The sequence below is a fragment of the Microbulbifer mixtoriginis (SeqCode) genome (genome assembly GCF_052468275.1).
On record NZ_CP174341.1, the window covers coordinates 808235 to 825928 of the forward strand.

General features: G+C 52.7%; 19 protein-coding genes and 1 pseudogene. 16 read left to right on the forward strand and 4 right to left on the reverse strand.

The window, feature by feature from the left end:
• Positions 1-32: 32 nt before the first annotated feature.
• Complete coding sequence (locus tag ACJJIC_RS03625; RefSeq protein ID WP_252083843.1) at positions 33-593, forward strand: SPOR domain-containing protein; 561 nt, start codon at positions 33-35, stop codon at positions 591-593.
• Position 594: 1 nt separating this feature from the next.
• Here ACJJIC_RS03625 and ACJJIC_RS03630 read toward each other — a convergent pair whose 3' ends face one another.
• Positions 595-843, reverse strand: coding sequence for a DUF2798 domain-containing protein (locus ACJJIC_RS03630; RefSeq protein WP_252083842.1), 249 nt, complete (start codon positions 841-843; stop codon positions 595-597).
• 166 nt (positions 844-1009) lie between these two features.
• On the opposite strand from ACJJIC_RS03630, the gene hslV reads away from it, so the two are divergent.
• The 5 genes from hslV to ACJJIC_RS03655 all read left to right on the forward strand — a co-directional run bounded on the left by hslV (position 1010) and on the right by ACJJIC_RS03655 (position 6745).
• The gene (gene hslV / locus ACJJIC_RS03635) at positions 1010-1549 is read left to right on the forward strand and encodes an ATP-dependent protease subunit HslV (RefSeq protein ID WP_252083840.1); all 540 of its coding nucleotides are present in this window, start codon (positions 1010-1012) and stop codon (positions 1547-1549) included.
• A gap of 76 nt (positions 1550-1625) precedes the next feature.
• On the forward strand, positions 1626-2942 hold the full coding sequence (gene hslU / locus ACJJIC_RS03640; protein ID WP_445356461.1) for an ATP-dependent protease ATPase subunit HslU: 1317 nt from the start codon (positions 1626-1628) through the stop codon (positions 2940-2942).
• Complete coding sequence (locus ACJJIC_RS03645) at positions 2943-3317, forward strand: gamma-butyrobetaine hydroxylase family protein (protein ID WP_252083838.1); 375 nt, start codon at positions 2943-2945, stop codon at positions 3315-3317.
• Between the two features lie 245 nt (positions 3318-3562).
• Positions 3563-5098 carry an alkaline phosphatase gene (locus ACJJIC_RS03650; protein WP_445356462.1) on the forward strand — a complete coding sequence of 512 codons (1536 nt, stop codon included), beginning with the start codon at positions 3563-3565 and terminating at the stop codon, positions 5096-5098.
• Between the two features lie 15 nt (positions 5099-5113).
• Positions 5114-6745, forward strand: a complete 1632-nt coding sequence (locus tag ACJJIC_RS03655; RefSeq protein ID WP_445356463.1) for an alkaline phosphatase — start codon at positions 5114-5116, stop codon at positions 6743-6745.
• An 86-nt stretch (positions 6746-6831) separates the two neighbouring features.
• On the opposite strand, the gene ACJJIC_RS03660 is transcribed toward ACJJIC_RS03655, so the two are convergent.
• A complete protein-coding gene (locus ACJJIC_RS03660; protein WP_445356464.1) occupies positions 6832-7644 on the reverse strand; it encodes a CHAD domain-containing protein in 813 nt (270 codons plus the stop codon).
• A 138-nt stretch (positions 7645-7782) separates the two neighbouring features.
• Between ACJJIC_RS03660 and ubiE the strand changes: the two genes are divergently transcribed.
• From ubiE to tatC, 8 genes are all read left to right on the forward strand, one after another.
• The gene (gene ubiE / locus ACJJIC_RS03665; RefSeq protein WP_252083834.1) at positions 7783-8532 is read left to right on the forward strand and encodes a bifunctional demethylmenaquinone methyltransferase/2-methoxy-6-polyprenyl-1,4-benzoquinol methylase UbiE; all 750 of its coding nucleotides are present in this window, start codon (positions 7783-7785) and stop codon (positions 8530-8532) included.
• A 53-nt stretch (positions 8533-8585) separates the two neighbouring features.
• Entirely contained in the window at positions 8586-9215 is a 630-nt protein-coding gene (locus ACJJIC_RS03670; protein WP_444883169.1) for a ubiquinone biosynthesis accessory factor UbiJ, read from the forward strand.
• Positions 9216-9217: 2 nt separating this feature from the next.
• A complete protein-coding gene (ubiB, locus tag ACJJIC_RS03675) occupies positions 9218-10828 on the forward strand; it encodes a ubiquinone biosynthesis regulatory protein kinase UbiB (RefSeq protein ID WP_444910819.1) in 1611 nt (536 codons plus the stop codon).
• Between the two features lie 55 nt (positions 10829-10883).
• The gene (hisI, locus tag ACJJIC_RS03680; RefSeq protein WP_444910818.1) at positions 10884-11297 is read left to right on the forward strand and encodes a phosphoribosyl-AMP cyclohydrolase; all 414 of its coding nucleotides are present in this window, start codon (positions 10884-10886) and stop codon (positions 11295-11297) included.
• A gap of 8 nt (positions 11298-11305) precedes the next feature.
• Positions 11306-11644 (forward strand): phosphoribosyl-ATP diphosphatase, encoded by a 339-nt coding sequence (locus ACJJIC_RS03685; protein ID WP_252083830.1) that lies wholly within the window; start codon positions 11306-11308, stop codon positions 11642-11644.
• A gap of 111 nt (positions 11645-11755) precedes the next feature.
• Positions 11756-12019, forward strand: coding sequence for a twin-arginine translocase TatA/TatE family subunit (gene tatA / locus ACJJIC_RS03690; protein WP_444910817.1), 264 nt, complete (start codon positions 11756-11758; stop codon positions 12017-12019).
• 29 nt (positions 12020-12048) lie between these two features.
• Positions 12049-12597: a Sec-independent protein translocase protein TatB gene (gene tatB / locus ACJJIC_RS03695; protein ID WP_444910816.1), complete on the forward strand. Its 549-nt coding sequence runs from the start codon at positions 12049-12051 to the stop codon at positions 12595-12597.
• Positions 12594-13349, forward strand: a complete 756-nt coding sequence (gene tatC, locus ACJJIC_RS03700) for a twin-arginine translocase subunit TatC (RefSeq protein WP_252083825.1) — start codon at positions 12594-12596, stop codon at positions 13347-13349. The genes tatB and tatC overlap by 4 nt, the downstream gene beginning before the upstream one ends.
• A 383-nt stretch (positions 13350-13732) precedes the next feature.
• Here tatC and ACJJIC_RS03705 read toward each other — a convergent pair whose 3' ends face one another.
• Positions 13733-13927 (reverse strand): DUF3149 domain-containing protein, encoded by a 195-nt coding sequence (locus ACJJIC_RS03705; protein WP_252083824.1) that lies wholly within the window; start codon positions 13925-13927, stop codon positions 13733-13735.
• 270 nt (positions 13928-14197) lie between these two features.
• Positions 14198-14431 carry a hypothetical protein gene (locus ACJJIC_RS03710; RefSeq protein WP_152455765.1) on the reverse strand — a complete coding sequence of 78 codons (234 nt, stop codon included), beginning with the start codon at positions 14429-14431 and terminating at the stop codon, positions 14198-14200.
• Between the two features lie 77 nt (positions 14432-14508).
• On the opposite strand from ACJJIC_RS03710, the gene ACJJIC_RS03715 reads away from it, so the two are divergent.
• Positions 14509-15651, forward strand: a complete 1143-nt coding sequence (locus ACJJIC_RS03715) for an aminopeptidase (protein ID WP_444910815.1) — start codon at positions 14509-14511, stop codon at positions 15649-15651.
• 843 nt (positions 15652-16494) lie between these two features.
• Positions 16495-17629: pseudogene (locus ACJJIC_RS03720) on the forward strand (IS30 family transposase).
• Positions 17630-17694 lie beyond the last annotated feature (65 nt).

Below are 17694 nucleotides of genomic sequence, written 5' to 3' on the forward strand. Positions count from 1 at the left end.
GCTGAGTAGACTATCCAGGGAAGAATTCCACCATGAGCCGTCGCAACACGAAACGCCGCAGCAAAAGTGCCTCGGGCAAACCCGCATGGGTGTGGTTTGTACTGGGCAATGCCGTGGGTGGCTTTGCGGTGTTCTTGCTGCTGCAGTTCGGTGTGGCCGGCAATGGCAAAGGTGCCGCTGGTGACAGAGCTCCGGCAACCAAACCGACGGCGCAGGCGCCGTCCGAACCGCGCTTTGATTTCTATACCATGCTCAAGGAAAACGAAGTTTCGGTACCGCCACCCAAGGTAGCCAAACCCGCCATTCGTGGGGAGTCTTCCTCCAATAAACAAGGGGCTGCTGACAAGGTCAAAGCGCAGGTCTATATCTTGCAGGCCGCCTCCTTCCGCGAGGCGGCGGAAGCCGAGCGCCTGCGCGCCCAGCTCACCCTGGCCAATCTGGATGTCAAAGTGGAGTCTGCCAGTGATAGCCGCGGCACTTGGCATCGGGTCTTAGTTGGACCCTTCGACAACCGCTCGCGCATGGCCAAAGCCCGCCAGGTTCTGGCAGAACATCGCCTGATGCCGCTAGTATTGAAGCGACCTGCAAATTAAATCAACCGCTGGATTCCTCGTCTGGTGCCGCCAGTTTGCCCAGCAGACTTTTTATTACCGGTCTGATCAGTGGCGGCAATCCCAGTGAAATTATCCAGGCCAGTAACCAGGCCCGGCCCCATATCGGCAGAAATCCTTCGCTGAATCCCTGGTGGGAGTAGGTAATCGCCCCAGAGATTACTCCCGACATCACGCAGGTCATAACCAGGGTGAAAAGCGGCTTGAAGTAGCGGGAGGGAAGCAGAGCCAAGAGGCGAATCCGCAATGGATGACGGGTTCTCAGTATAGCAATTGGCCCTTCTCTTATTGAAATCGGTGCGCCTCGTCCTCACTTATCTAATCTGACTAATTTTCCCGGCGTGTAAGGCAACAGGCCTTGCATAGCCACAGTACACGCGTAATCCGAGAGGTCTCCATTGGAACAGTATCGCGGAACCACCATTTTATCCTGTCGCCGCAACGGCAAAGTTGTGATTGGCGGCGACGGCCAGGTGTCTCTGGGCAACACCATTATGAAAGGCAATGCCCGCAAGGTGCGCCGACTTTACAAAGATAAGGTTATCGCCGGTTTTGCCGGTGGCACCGCCGATGCCTTCACCCTGTTTGAGCGTTTTGAAGCCAAGCTGGAAGCCCACGGTGGCCAGCTGACCCGCGCTGCGGTGGAGCTGGCCAAAGACTGGCGCACAGACCGCGCACTGCGTCGCCTGGAAGCTCTATTAGCGGTGGCAGATGACAGCGCTAGTTTGATTGTGACCGGCAACGGCGATGTGATTCAGCCGGAAGATGACCTGATTGCTATCGGTTCCGGCGGCCCCTTTGCCCAGTCGGCGGCGCGCGCGTTGCTCGACAATACCGATATGGACGCGCGCTCGATCGTTGAGCAGGGCTTGAAAATTGCCGGTGATATCTGCGTCTACACCAACCACAACAACACTATCGAAGAATTGACTTACTGACCGGGCGCTCTCAAAAAAAGCGCCTGAGTCCAGCGGGCTGCAACCTGGCCCGCACAACCGTTTTGCAGGAATTTGTATGTCCCAGATGACCCCCCGTGAAATCGTCCATGAACTCGATCGCCACATTGTTGGCCAGCAGGATGCCAAACGCGCGGTAGCGATTGCGCTGCGCAACCGCTGGCGCCGTATGCAGGTGAGTGAGGATCTCCGTGCCGAAATCACCCCGAAGAATATCCTGATGATCGGCCCCACCGGTGTGGGTAAAACCGAAATCGCACGCCGTTTGGCAAAGCTCGCCAATGCGCCTTTCATTAAGGTTGAAGCGACTAAGTTCACCGAAGTGGGCTATGTTGGCCGCGATGTAGAATCTATCGTGCGTGATCTTGTCGAGATGGCAGTGAAGCAGGAGCGCGAACTGGCCATGGCTGGCGTGCAACAGCGCGCTATGGATGCGGCCGAGGAACGCATTCTCGACGCCCTGCTGCCACCTGCGCGTTCGGCTGAGCCCAACGACAAGGATTCCAGCACCCGCCAGCTGTTCCGCAAGAAGCTGCGCGAGGGCGACTTGGATAGTAAGGAAGTGGAAATTGATATGGCCGCCGCGCCTATGGGTGTGGAGATTATGGCTCCTCCGGGGATGGAGGAAATGACCAACCAGCTGCAGGGCATGTTCTCGAATATGTCCCAGGGCAAGACGCGCAAGCGCAAGCTGCCAGTCAAGCAGGCGTTGAAACAGCTTACCGATGAGGAAGCCGCCAAACTGGTGAACGATGAAGATATCAAAACCCGTGCGATTCGCGCTGCCGAACAAAACGGTATCGTTTTTATCGATGAGATCGACAAGGTGGCCAAGCGCCAGGAAAGCGGCGGTGCCGATGTCTCCCGTGAAGGGGTGCAGCGCGACCTGTTGCCGCTGATCGAAGGTAGCACCGTCAACACCAAGTACGGCATGATCAAGACAGACCATATTCTGTTTATCGCCTCCGGTGCCTTCCACCTGTCCAAGCCCTCGGACCTGATTCCCGAACTGCAGGGGCGTATGCCGATTCGCGTGGAGCTGAGCTCGCTGACTTCCGCGGACTTTGAGCGTATTCTCACCGAACCCTCCGCGTCTCTGACTGAACAGCAGAAGGCTTTGCTGGCGACAGAGGGTCTGGAATTGCAATTTACCGAAGACGGCATTCGCCGTATTGCCGAAGTGGCTTACGAAGTGAATGAGCGCACCGAGAATATCGGCGCGCGCCGTTTGCACACGGTGCTGGAGCGCCTGCTGGAGGAGGTTTCCTTCGATGCCGGTGACGGCGACAAGTCACTCAATGTAGATGCGGCTTATGTGGACAGCCACTTGGGTGAGCTGAGCCAAAACGAGGACCTTTCGCGTTTTATCCTGTAAATGAAACTGCAAAAAATCCGTTTAAATCGCGCAGAGAAAAACCTACTGCTGGTGTACACCGACGCTGAATACACCCTGCCGGCAGAGTATCTGCGTGTCTATTCCCCCAGCGCTGAAGTGCGCGGCCACGGCAATAGCCCCGCCCTGCTGGTGGATGGAAAAATCCATGTGGGTATCGACAGGGTCGAAGCTGCCGGTCGTTACGGTCTGAAAATCGATTTCGATGACGGCCACGACACCGGCATTTACACCTGGGAATACCTGCGTGAACTAGCCGAAAAACACACCGCCAACTGGGAGGCCTACCTGGAGCGCTTGCGCGCGGCGGGCAAGGGGCGCGACCCGGATGAAAGTGTGGTGAAATTTATCGGTTAGCTGCCAAGTGCGCCCTTCAGTGGCGCACTTTCCTTCCCTCACAAAGTATTAAAAAAGCGAGGAAAAACAATAATTTCCCGCATTATTTCGCAATACTGTAACAATTATATGGCTGTCTTTTTGCAGTTGTAACAAGAGTACAAATCTTTATGACAAAGAAAACGAGATGTTAATCGGCGCGTAATTCTTTTGTCATATTTCCGGACTCTAATGCTCGCCAAATTCACGAGTTCCGGAGGCCCACCGTGGCAAAAAAACTTGCCCGCGCACTCAGCGCCTTTTGTTTGATTCCTCTCGCTTCTGCAGTTTCTGCCGCGAGCCTGCCCGATTACCAAACCAATAGCGACTGGTTCACCGAGGCATCCGATCGCCTGGAAGAACGCACTTCCCTCTCCCGTGAAGCCAAAACTGCCAAAAACGTCATCCTGTTTGTTGGCGATGGCATGGGGATTTCCACCCTGACCGCAGCCCGTATCTTTGAGGGCCAGCGTCGCGGTGAACCCGGTGAAGAGAACAGCCTTTCTTTTGAGGAGTTTCCTCACAGTGCCCTGATCAAAACCTACAACACTAACCAGCAGACCCCCGACTCCGCCGGCACCATGACCGCGATGATGACCGGGGTGAAAACTCGCGCTGGTATGATCAATGTGGATGGCAAGGGCCTGGTGGCTGACTGTGCTGCGAGTAAGGAGCTGGGTTTGAACAGCTTCCTTGAGATGATGGAGAGCCGCGGCAAGGCTACCGGCATCGTCTCTACCGCACGCCTCACCCATGCCACTCCGGCAGCCACTTATGCACATAGCGCCAGCCGCAAGTGGGAACACGCGGCCGATGAGGGCTGTACCGATATCGCTACACAAATGGTGGAAATGAACATCGGCGATGGCATGGAAGTCATGCTCGGTGGTGGCCGCAACTACTTTACACCGGTGGCTGAAGGTGGTCTGCGTGAAGACGAGCGCAATCTAACGGGTGAATGGCTGCTGCGCTATGACGGTGAGCAGAATGCGGTTTACGTCGAAAATAGTTTTGAATTGTCGGCAGTGGATATCGCCAAAACGGATAAGCTGTTGGGTCTCTTTACCGAAGATCACATGAGCTACGATGCTGACCGCATCGCCAAGAACAGCGAAGAGCCCAGTATTGTCGAGATGACCACCACCGCTATCGATATGCTGCAAAAAGATGAAGACGGCTTCTTCCTGATGGTGGAATCCGGCCGAGTCGATCACGCTCACCATTCCGGCAATGCCTATAACGCACTGAATGAAGCGATCGAATTATCTGACGCGGTCAAGGCAGCGCTACAAAAAGTGAATCTGGAAGAAACCCTGATCCTGGTGACTGCTGACCACAGCCACGTAATGAATATGGCGGGCTATCCCACCAGGGGTAACCCTATCCTGGGCAAGGTGATCGGCAACGATGACAGCGGCGCGCCGAATCAGGCCGTCTCCCTGGCCGAGGACAATAAGCCTTACACCACCTTGACCTACACCAATGGCCGTGGCTTTGCCGATTTGGGTACTGAAACTGATGCAGACAAGCGCGATGACTACGATATCGCCGCCGGTCGTCATGATTTGACGCATGTGGATACTGAGATGCCTGGCTTCCATCAGGAATCCCTGGTTGCCCTGGGGGGCGAAAGTCACGGCGGTGAGGATATCAGTCTGCACGCGATCGGCGCCGGTGCTGAAAAAGTGCAGGGACATCTGGAACAGAATGCGGTTTTCCACATAATGACTGCCGCGACCGACCTGTCGCTGTCAGAAGAATAATTGGGGGTATTGACCATGAAACAGTTTAAAAAGACCCTGCTGGCCTTCTCCGTTGCCGTACTGGCCAGTGCCTGTAGCGACGATAACTCCAGCTCCAACAATGTTGCCGAAGTGCCGGATGCTACTGAAACACCGCAGCAGCAGAATTACTTAGGCCTTTCCTCAACCCAAAGTGAAAGCAGCTGGTTCGAAGATGGCCAGAAAGCGGTAGCTGCGGCGAGCGCAGAGAAAATCAACAATACGCCCGGTGCCGCGAAAAACATTATTCTGTTTGTGGGCGATGGCATGGGTATCTCCACCGTCACCGCCGCGCGTATCTTCGCCGGCCAAAAACTGGGCCTCGACGGCGAGGAATACCAGCTGAGCTTCGAAAAGATGCCCTTTGCCGGATTGGTAAAAACTTACAACACCAACCAGCAGACTCCGGATTCCGCTGGCACCATGACCGCTCTGGTTACCGGTGTGAAAACCAAGGCCGGTATTCTGAGTGTGGCCGAAGATGTCGCTCGCGGTGACTGCGCCGCCAGCCTCGAACGCCCCCTGACCACTTCCCTGGAACTGGCCGAGGAACTGGGTAAGAGCACGGGTATTATCAGCACCGCGCGTATTACCCACGCCACACCCGCAGCTACCTATGCCAAGGTGCCCGAGCGAGAGTGGGAATACACTGCTCCGGATGGCTGTCGCGATATCGCCACCCAACTGGTTGAATTGGAGGCCGGTGATGGTATCGACGTGGTAATGGGCGGCGGACGCCGCAACTTCCTGCCAGCGGACTTCACCGATGCGGAAGGCAAGACTGGTAAGCGCACCGATGGGCGAAATTTGATTGAAGCGTGGAAAACTCGTTACAACGATGGCGTAACCACCGCGCAGTACATGGAAGACAAAGCCGGGTTTGACCAGCTGGATGTGACTAATACCGATAAGCTATTGGCATTATTCAATTCCTCTCATATGCGCTATGAGGCCGATCGTGGCAACGATGTTGGCGGCGAGCCTTCCCTGAGTGAGATGACTGCCAAGGGCATCGAGATGCTGCAGCAAAACGACAAGGGTTATTTCCTGATGGTGGAGTCCGGTCGTATCGACCACGGTCATCACGCCAACAATGCCTACAATGCTCTCAGCGATGCGGAAGAGTTTGCCAAAGCCGTGCAGGTAGCCCTAGAGAACACCAGTGCCGAGGATACTCTAATCGTTGTTACCGCGGATCACAGTCACGTGATGACCATTGCCGGTGGGACTACCCGTGGCAACCCAATCCTCGGTAAGGTAGTTAAAAATGACAAGACCGGTGTGGCTGAAGAGATGCCCAAGCTGGATAAAACCGGCTTGCCTTACACAACCCTGAACTATGCCAATGGTCGCGGTTTTGCACATTACGGCGACAATACCGATGCTGATGACCGCTACTATGACGATATTGTTCAAGGGCGTCAGGATCTTACCGATGTGGACACCACCGCTCCCGGCTTCCACCAGGAAGTTCTTGTTCCTCTTTCCGGGGAGACCCACGGCGGTGAAGATGTAGGTGTCTGGGCCCGAGGACCCGGTGCGCACCTAGTAAGCGGCACCAATGAGCAGAACTATCTGTTCCATGTGATGGCCCGCGCCGGCGGCCTGCTGGAGCAGAGCGCCAAATAAGTTGGCGAGTTTAAGGCGCGGGAAACCCTCCTGCGCCTTTTTAGTTTTTTGGTGAGTAGTTTCAGCGCCCTCTGTGCCAGCATCACTTAGATCACAAGTGTTTTGTGGGCAAAGAAAATGGCGCAACCGTCTTCTATTTTCCTGCGCAGTCGCATCTTGTGCCAGTCCCCCATCTCCAATAGCTTGATTAACTCTTCCCCTAATGGCTCTCCGACCGTGATGGCAAAGCGACACAGTAGGTATAGATCACGCCAGTCCCCTAGTAATTGCGCGAGTTGTTTGAGCGGTTCACAGCGCAGCGCTACAGATTGGGGGTGCCTCTCTCTGAGTAGGCGACAGTGGTACCAGTGATCTTTTACCCTTTTACGCAATTGATGCAGTTTATGGGCGTTGTCTCCTTCGCGCGTTTCTAGCCAGGTTTTGTGCGCGCGTTGGTAGCCGCGTAAATATCCCACGTCGATATCTCCCCAATCAGTATTTTGCAGGGGCCAACACTCAATACTCTTTTGTGCCTCATGCAGTAACCCTTCGACCCGAATAAGGCTCTCCTCGTCTCGCAGCGACCGCTGTAATTGGTGCAGTACTCTATGCATTTTTTCAAAGTGGTTGGGGGGAGCTAGGGTAAGTAGAGCGGTGCGTATGGAGACCAGATCGCGGCCCGCCGATAGGGATCGCGCTAATTTCCGGTAGCGATCGTTCTCGAGTTGGAAGAGTGAATTTTCTTTCGGAAAAATCAGTCGCAGTAGAGCACGCAGTTTCTTGCAGTGTTTACGTAGCTCATGAACGGCATGTTCACCTGGCAGAAGCCGGGCATTATCATAGATGGCGCGTATTTCTGCGTGAGCCGCAGTGCGCAGACTCAGTGCAGCGGGCATGTCGCTGTCGAGTCGGTAATCCATGAATTGGCCCTGGACTCAGTATTTTCTCTAGTGTGATTTAATTTTAGTGAGTTGCCACTGGGGGAATCATGGGCACTGTTCCGCCGGCTTGGTCGATGTACAATGGCGCACTGAATTTGGCTCAGCAGGCAGCACAGCATGAAGGATCGCAAGACCACCCACTTCGGCTACCAAGAGGTCCCGGTGGAGGAAAAGGCCGGTCGTGTGGCGGAAGTGTTCCACTCAGTGGCGGCGCGTTACGACGTAATGAACGACTTGATGTCCGGGGGTATTCACCGCCTCTGGAAGCGTTTCACCATCGAATTGTCCGGTGCGCGGCCGGGACAGAAAATTCTGGATATCGCCGGGGGCACCGGTGATCTCACCGCGCGTTTCTCGCGTATTGTGGGCGCCAGCGGTCAGGTGGTGTTGGCAGATATTAATGAGTCGATGCTTAGGGTCGGCCGCGACCGCCTGCTCGATCGTGGCATTGCCGGCAACGTAGTGCCGGTACAGGCGGACGCCCAGTACCTTCCCTTTCCGGACAACACCTTCGACTGTATTACCATCGCTTTTGGTCTGCGCAATGTCACCGATAAAGACTTGGCGCTGCGCTCCATGTTGCGGGTACTGAAACCCGGTGGGCGCTTACTGGTACTGGAGTTCTCCAAGCCGGAATCGAAACTGCTGGAAAAAGTCTACGATCACTACTCGTTCCGCCTGCTGCCATTTATGGGGAAATTGGTGGCCAACGACGCGGAGAGTTACCGCTACTTGGCGGAGAGCATCCGCATGCATCCGGATCAGGAAACGCTCAAGCAGATGATGGTGGATGCTGGATTTGTCGATTGTGAATTTCACAATATGACCGGTGGCATTGTGGCGTTGCACCGTGGTATCAAGCCCTGAGAGGTGCCCGTCGTGATTGACCCCCAAGTGATGGCACGAGGCCAATAACCACCATGAGCGATCCCACCTATCGCGCGGGTTTTGACGCCGCGCTGGAAACCGCTATTAATACTGCCTTGCAATACGATCCCGCGACCCGAGCACGCCTGCAGGAGTTGGACGGCAAAACCATGGCGCTCGACCTGACGGCTCCAAAGTTGCAATGCTGCTTATGTATTGAGGGCGATCAGGTGCGCGTGCGCCAGCACTGGGAGGGAGATGTAACGACCACCATCAGCGGCTCGGCTATTTCCCTGGTGCGATTACTAAAGGACCCCGATGCCACGCCTGCGGCACTGGGTGTCTCTATCAGCGGCTCCAGTGCCCTACTGGCCGAGTTGCAGTGGATCATGAGCGATCTGGATATCGATTGGGAGGCACCACTTGCGCAAGTGTTTGGCGATATTCCCGCCCACTCCATCGGCAATGTGCTGCGCAGTGCTAGTAGCTGGTTAAGTGCCAGCCTTAGTCGCGCGCCGGTTGCGGCCGCAGAGACGATCAGTGAGGAATGGCAGTTGACGCCACCACAGGCACAATTTGAAGCTTTCGCGGATGACCTCGCCGAGTTGTCCCTGGCCACCGAGCGCCTGGAGGCGCGGGTGCGCCTGCTGCAGGAACAGTTTTCCCGCGGGGAGGCTGAGTAGTCTTGCCTATATCCCGTACTGTTACCATCGCGCGGGTTTTCCTGCGCCATCGCTTAGATCTGTTATTACCAGCCGAACGCCGCCCCCTGTGGCTGCGCGGATTACTGGCTCCACTCAAACTGTTGCCGCAACCAAAGATGGAGCGCGGCGAGCGACTGCGTCGCGCCTTGGAAGAGCTGGGACCGATCTTTGTGAAATTCGGCCAGCTGCTCTCCACTCGGCCGGATTTGTTGCCGCCGGATGTGGTTGAGCAGCTCGACTATCTACAGGACAAAGTACCGCCCTTCCCCAGTGATCAGTGTCGCGCATTGATTGAGGAAGCCCTTGGCGCTAGTGTCGATGAAGTCTTTGCCAGCTTTGAGCACGAGCCCCTAGCGGCAGCTTCGGTGGCACAGGTTCACGCCGCCGTGCTTAACAGCGGCGAGTCAGTCGTGGTCAAGGTGCTGCGCCCGGGCATCGGCGAAGTGATTCAGGAAGATTTGCGCCTGTTGCGGGTGATTGCCCGGGCTATCGAACGCTTCGTGCCAGAGGGCCGCCGTCTGCGCCCGGTGGAAGTGGTGGAAGACTACCGTCATACCATCGAGGGTGAGTTGGATTTAACCCGCGAGGCGGCCAACGGCACCCAGTTGCGGCGTAATTTCACTGATTCCCCACTGCTATATATCCCCCAAGTTTACTGGGATTACACCCGCGAAAACGTGCTGGTACTGGAGCGTATCAATGGTATTCCTGTCACTGATTTAGCGCAGCTGCGCGAGCAGGATACCAATATGCCGCTGCTGGCCGAGCGCGGCGTGGAGATCTTCTTTAAGCAGGTTTTTGAATACAACTTTTTCCACGCGGATATGCACCCGGGCAATATTTTTGTCTCCCGGGAACACCCGCAGCGCCCGCAGTATATTGCCATCGACACCGCCATTGTCGGCAGCTTGTCGCGAGAAGATCAGTACTACCTGGCGCGCAACCTGCTCGCCATGTTCCGGCGCGATTACCGCATGGTGGCGGAGCTGCACGTACAGAGTGGCTGGGTTCGTGCGGATACCCCTGTAAATGCCTTCGAGGCGGCAATTCGCGCCGTGTGCGAGCCGATTTTTGAGAAACCCCTGGGGGAGATTTCCTTTGCGCGGGTATTGATCAGCCTGTTCCAGACTGCGCGACGCTTCGATATGGCGGTGCAGCCACAACTGGTGTTATTGCAGAAGACCCTGTTGAATATAGAGGGTTTGGGACGCCAGCTTTATCCGGAATTGGATCTGTGGAAGACTGCTCATCCATTTTTGGAGCGTTGGATGCGTGAACGCATCCACCCCAAAACACTGGTGGGCGAGATCAAGCGCTACGGTCCCGAGTGGCTGGAGAAGTTTCCACAGATGCCTCAATTGGTCTATTCAGCCCTTGAGCAGTCGCGGGAATTGGCGCCACAACTGGAAAATATCGGTGAAAAACTGGCGAGCAGTCAGCGCCGTGGGCGCTGGCAGTATTTGCGTCGGCTCGGCGGGGTAGTGCTCGCTTTAGGTGCTCTGGTCTTAAGCCGGCCGCAGTGGCTGGAGCAGTTGCCACCCTCTGGTTGGGTATTGGGCATCGCAGCCCTGATTTTACTGCTCTGGCCCTAATGACACTGGCGGCAGTATTTTGCCGGCGTCGCGCCGGCCTACACTTGGAATTCTGATGGAAGAGACATTGACTCAAGCTGTGCCAGCAAGCGGCTTTATTGATCAGGTCAGCTGGAACAACGATGGCCTGGTACCCGCCATTGCCCAGGATTTTAAAAGCGGTCGCGTGCTGATGATGGCGTGGATGAATCGCGAGTCTCTGGCACTGACCGCTAGCGAGGGCTATGCGGTCTACTGGTCGCGTTCCCGCAAGGGCCTGTGGCGCAAAGGGGAGTCATCCGGCTTCCTACAGAAAATACGCGAGATTCGCCTCGACTGTGACGGTGACACCGTACTGTTAATGGTTGAGCAAGAGGGTGGAATTGCTTGCCATACGGGCCGTAGCAGCTGTTTTTACAACCTCTTGCAGGACGGTGAATGGCGCGTTAGCCAACCGGTATTGCAAGACCCCAAAGCCATCTACAAGTGAGCCCGGAAATGAGTGACCTGCTGCAACAACTCGATGCGGTACTAGAGAGCCGCAAGTGCGCAGAGGATGCCGATAAATCCTATGTGGCTAGCCTGCATAGGAAGGGGCTCAACAAAATACTGGAAAAGGTGGGCGAGGAAGCCACCGAAACAATTCTCGCCGCCAAAGATGCGCAGGCCAGTGGCGACAACCGGGATATGATCGCCGAGACGGCGGATCTCTGGTTTCACTCATTAGTGATGCTTTCGCACCTGGGAGCGGACTCCCAGGATGTAGTGCGTGAACTGGGTCGACGCTTTGGCCTCTCTGGCCTGGAGGAAAAGGCATCCCGCAGTAAAGAGGGATAAGAATTCAGTTGGAAGGACTGGCGTAACAGTCCTCTGATAATTTGTGGTTTTACCCAAGGTGGCCAATGGCAATGCAAATCGGCTGCCGTATTAAATGACATGGAGACAATTATGGGATTCGGTGGAATTAGCATCTGGCAGCTGTTGATTATCTTGGTTATTGTCCTGCTGCTTTTCGGAACCAAGCGCTTGAAAAACCTCGGTGGTGATCTGGGCGGTGCACTGAAAGGCTTCCGCAAAGCGGTGAAGGACGATGATAAGGATGAGGACAAAGATAAAGGCAAAGACCCTGAGCGTCTTCAGCACGATGAGGAAGAAAAGCCGCAACAGGGCAGCACCTCGAAAGAAAAAGACAAGCAGTCCCAGGACAAATAATTCGGCACTGTTAACGCGAGTAATGCCCCGTGTTTGATATTGGCTTTTTTGAACTACTACTGGTCGCGGTAGTGGCACTGCTTGTGGTGGGCCCGGAGCGCCTGCCCGATGCCATCCGCACGACAGCGCGCTGGTGGTCTGGCCTGAAGCGAACCTTGCAAGGTGCGCGTGAGGAACTGGAACGGGAAGTCGGTGCCGACGATATCCGCCGAGAACTGCACAATGAGCGCATCCTCAAGGAGATCGAAGAGAGTCGCCGGGAAATGGAGCGTACCTTCAGTGAGGCTAACCGCGAGGTGAATGAATCCCTGCAGCAGCAGGAGGAGCCCCAGCCCAGCGAGTCGGCCAAACCTAAGGAAAAAGCTCCAGCCAAAGTGCCCCAGGAGCCCGATCATCCGCGCGCGGAAAAAGAAGACTATTTACCGGAGCAGGATGAAACCGTTGAAGAGTTGCAGGACCCGGAATACCCAGAGCACTGGCACGATTTAGGTGATCCCGAACTGAATCCGGAGCACCCGGAAAATACGCCTAAAAACGTAGAAAAAGAGTCGCAACAGGAAAAAGACAAGCAACCATGAGCGATCAATCACAAGACAGCCATCAGCCCTTTATCGATCACCTGATCGAGCTGCGGGATCGGCTGCTGCGCACGTTACTGGTTGTAGTGGTTTTGTTCGCCTGCCTGGTACCCTTTGCCTCGGATATCTACAACTTTATTGCCAATCCGCTACAGGAGCGTTTGGTCGGCGATGCAGGCATGATTGCCACAGAGGTGACCTCCACCTTTCTTACGCCATTTAAGACCACCTTTATTGTATCGTTTTTCATCGCCATTCCCTTTGTGCTCTATCAGGCCTGGGCTTTTATAGCTCCCGGTCTTTATAAAAATGAAAAGCGTATTGCGATTCCAATCTTGGTCACCAGCGTATTTTTGTTTTACGCCGGTGTGGCCTTTGCCTATTTCGTAGTGTTTCCTATTTTATTTGATTTCTTTGTTGGCTCGGCCCACGCAGATATCAAAGTTATGCCGGATATGCGCAGCTATCTGGATTTAGTATTGAAGTTGTTTTTTGCCTTCGGCTTCGCTTTCGAGATACCCATCGCCACGGTGTTATTGATTTGGAGTGGCGCAGTGGATGCCAAAACCCTGGGGAGTAAACGTCCCTATGTGATTGTGGGCTGCTTCCTGATCGGTATGCTGCTCACCCCACCGGATGTTATCTCCCAGTCCCTACTGGCCGTACCCATGTGGTTGCTGTTTGAGGTGGGAATCTTGTTTGGTCGCTGGATTACATCGCGCCGGTCAAAAGAGCAAGCCGAGCAGTCTTGATTTGCGGATTTTTAAAAATTACATTTCCGCCATCAGTTAAACGGCTCGAAGTAGTTTTTCAAATCAACATTTTGCTTGCGCAATAAAATGCCCCGACTGCTTTCGCAGCCGGGGCAGTCGCCCTGTTGTTTTACCTGCCCTAACCAAAATCCAACGCCGTGCTCTCAAACAGAGCTGGTTGTGGGTAGACAGTCTGCGTTCCATGCAATAAAAAGCCGAACGATATTGGTTTTTGCGCCACTACTGGCAAGCCCCCATCGCAACAAAAACCAAACGGTCAGCTGAGGAAATTAGCGATTAAGATCCGAAACTCCTGTTTCTTAAAATAACCGCCTGCGCCGCAAAAAACTTGCGGCAATGGTACTACCCTGAGACCCCAGGTATTAGCGAGATGCAGCCGCCGTTTTATTGACACGTGTGGCTGCAGCGCGCTCTTTCTTTTCCTGCTCCGCTACTGCTTTTTCCACATTGTTGCTAACCAGTCGATAAAAATAGAATGCCATCAGGAATATAAACCCGATTACGGCCAGACTGAGCAAGCCGGAAAAGCTGGTAAATAGATCAATTAAGGCATCCATCTTTCTCTCCAGTACGCCAATGCTTCAGTTATGCAGTGTATGGCGTTGTGCTACAAACCTCTTGACCTAAATCAACTGGGCTTGAGTTACTGGAGAAGAGGAGGTTCGGTGGTCTCTGGCTGGGCGTATATAAGCCGATACCAAGTGCTGGTGTTCTTAGGGGGCTACTTTTCCTAAAGGAAAAGGTACAGTACTGCGACTGACCGGTATTTTGCTTGGTAGAGTTAGCTAGGTTCATATATGCGCTTTAGAGCATAGGGAATTTTTTCATCAGTGCAGCACAAAACTTAATAGCAGGCAGGCAAGTGCTGCGCCCCATAGTAGATATAACTCCTGCTCCTGGCGCCAGCGAGGGAGAAGCAGCATGAGTGCCAAGGGAGGTATAAAAAGAGCGAGGAATCCAGCTATAGTGCTGTCGTCAAAGCACACTTTCACTAATCGCAGCCATGCAATGGCGGCAAAAGCCAGGGCAAATACTGTCAGAACCGCGCTAACTGGCATCATGCTATAACCCTTAGAGGCTATTGAAGGGGAAGAAAAGGCCCTGGCCAGATCACATTAAAATGACAATAGGAAAGGAAGTGTATAGCAGATTGCTTGTCACGGGCCTGCCAAAAAAATGGCTTAATTTGCGCTTATGGCTGCTTATCATCCCACTGTATTTGGCGGGGTGTGAAACCGTCGGGTATTACGCCCAAGCAGCTTCCGGCCAGTGGCGTATTTTGTCTGGGCGTCAGCCGATAGAAAAAGTCATTAATGAACCGGGTACCAGTGAGCAATTACAACAGCAGCTACAACTGGTATTGCAGATTCGTGCCTATGCAGCTGAAGTTTTGCAACTGCCGGTAGGTGATGCCTATAACGCTTATGTACAGTTAGATGACACCTACCCGATTTGGAATGTCCTGGCAGCGCCGGAGTTTTCCCTTGAGCCTAAGCGCTGGTGTTACCCTATCGCTGGCTGCGCCAGCTACCGAGGTTATTTTCGCAAGTCTGCGGCAGAGGCAAAAGCGAATCAACTGCGTGGACAGGGCTATGATGTATATCTGGGCGCGGTGCCCGCTTACAGCACCCTCGGTTGGTTTAACGACCCAATATTATCCAGTTTTGTTAATTGGTCTCAGGAACGCCTAGCCGGTCTTTTATTTCATGAGCTGGCCCATAGAAGGGTTTATATCTCCGGTGATACCCAGTTCAACGAGAGCTTTGCCACCGCCGTCTCAGAAATTGCCCTACCCGGCTGGCTCAGTAGTCAGGGCCTGGTCAGCTCCGCAGCTCAGGCCCGCGCAGAAACCTTGTCTGTGCGTCAATTGATGGCAGCCGCACGCAGCCAATTACAAACAGTCTATCAATCTTCACAGCCAGATGATTTAAAGCACGAACAAAAAGCCCGAGTTTTATCCCGATTACGTCAATGCTATAGAAATCTATCTGCAAACTGGCCCAATCCTGCCCGCTATCAAAACTATATAGAAAAAACCAACAATGCCACCCTGGCTCTAGCCGCCGAATATGAATCCCAAGTGCCGGCCTTTAAGCAGCTTTATTTGGATAGTGGTAGTTGGGAGGCTTTTTATGATGCGGCTGAGAGATTAGGTGAGCTCGACAAGGAGGGAAGAGAGGAAAGTTTGTTGAGGCTGGCTACTGATTACAGACGGAAAAATAATGTATCGAAACTGATAGTTGATATTGATATGAAAGCTTGTATTCATAACGATCCTTAAATAGGCTTTAAGGATCTTGGTTTCGGATAATAAGTGCAGTTGGCAAGGGAAGGCCGCTAGTAATATCGGGTCTCACCTGACTAAAAAATTCAATGGCGAGCTACTATCAACATAACTAGAAGGATCGATACAGATTTATAGTCTGAGAAAACTGGGTACTCTCAGAGAGCAATTATAGAACTGTTGGAGAAATATCTCTCGACGATCAGTTGCGCAACAGCTTTGTGAGGCTATTGTCTATGGTGAGTGAACCTCAAGTGTCAGCAAGAATATAAGGAATAAAAGGTGGCTGATTACGTGTGGCAATAAATGTGAACTCTAACCCCGGAAGAGTTACATCCTCAGTAAATAGTTAGTCCTTTAAAAGACATACTGGTTATTGTTATATCACGAGAAAATCTACCGGATTTTTTTAATTTCGATTAAAAAATCGTGGATACTTATATAAATATCTTAAGGTTGTATCAAAGGCCTATTGCAGGCGTTATGGTAAGTGTAGTCGATGCGGAAAGATCAAAATAGAGTAACTATATAGATAAGCGGTCAGTTATTGTTGACTGAAAAAGTCGGATAGTTGACTAAGAAGATGATGTTGTTATAGGTAAGGGGTATGGTTGAATACTTCTGATTATGATCAAATGCAAGAGTTACTTATTGTTAGATTAATAGGTAAACGATCAGCTTTATTGGTGGTTGAAGTAGTGATTACAATGGACTTAGAAATCGATATTTATTTTGTTCGCTCATATTATCTCTGAGAGACGGTACTAATAATACGAGTTGTAGATTCAATTGATCAGTGCAACACCTCTGTAGGAATATGGCCTATCGGGGGATCATTGAATGAAGCGCATATTTACAGCAGAAGAAAAAGTGGATTTTCGACGCTTGGAAAAAGGGCATTGGTTTTAGTGAAATTGCCATTGCCATAGATTCTAAGCCAGGAACCATTTTTACTGTTTTGAGAGATACTGGCGGAATTAAACCAATACCCAGAAAGCCATCTCCTCAACACCTCACATTAGCCGAACGCGAGGAAATACGTGCAGGTCTTTCTGCAAAACAAAGTATTCGAGCAATCGCTCGCTCCTTGAATCGGAATCCATCCGCAATCTCGTGTGAGATTCAGAGAAATCGGGAGCGACGATACTCAAACAACCGTGCAAAACGGATGGCAAGGCGTCCTAAGCCGTATTTGCTGGAGCAAAACCCGAGGCTAAAGAAGCTTGTTTTGGAAAAATTAGAGTTAAACTGGTCACCAGAGCAGATATCGGGTTGGTTACGGAAGACATATCAGGCTGATGAATCAAGGAAGATATCAGCAGAGGCTATCTATAAAACACTGTACTTCCGTGTGCGTTCAGCACTTCATCATAAGCTAGTAAAGCATTTGCGTCGGTCTCACAGTCTTCGTCACAGCAAACAACATTCACGTAAAGGCGAGCGCGGTACTATCAACATCGTCAACGGTACATCGATAAGGGAGCGTCCTCAGGAGATACAAGAACGATGTGTTTTAGGTCATTGGGAGGGTGACTTAGTGTCAGGTTCAAATAACACTCATATTGCCACGCTTGTTGATCGAAAATCGCGGTATACGATCATTCTTAAGTTGAAAGGGAAAGATGCGAATTTTGTGAACCAGACGCTTGTTGCTAAGTTTAAAAAACTGCCAAAAGAGCTTTGCCAATCACTGACGTGGGACCGAGGAATGGAGCTGGCGAAGCACGCTGAATTTACGGAAAAGACGGGTGTTCCTGTCTTCTTCTGCGATCCTCAGAGCCCCTGGCAAAGGGGAACGAATGAGAATACCAACAACTTAATCCGTCAGTACTTTCCAAAAAAGACATGCTTGGCGCAGCATACTCAGAGGAAACTCAATCAAGTTGCTAACGAGCTTAATAGCAGGCCAAGAAAAACACTGAGCTTTGCGACACCAAAGCAGGTTATTAAACAGGGTGTTGCCTTGACAGGTTGAACCTACAGTGGCCTATTTCGGCAGTATTTCTTAAAGGATGTCAACATCCAATAATGTAATAGACG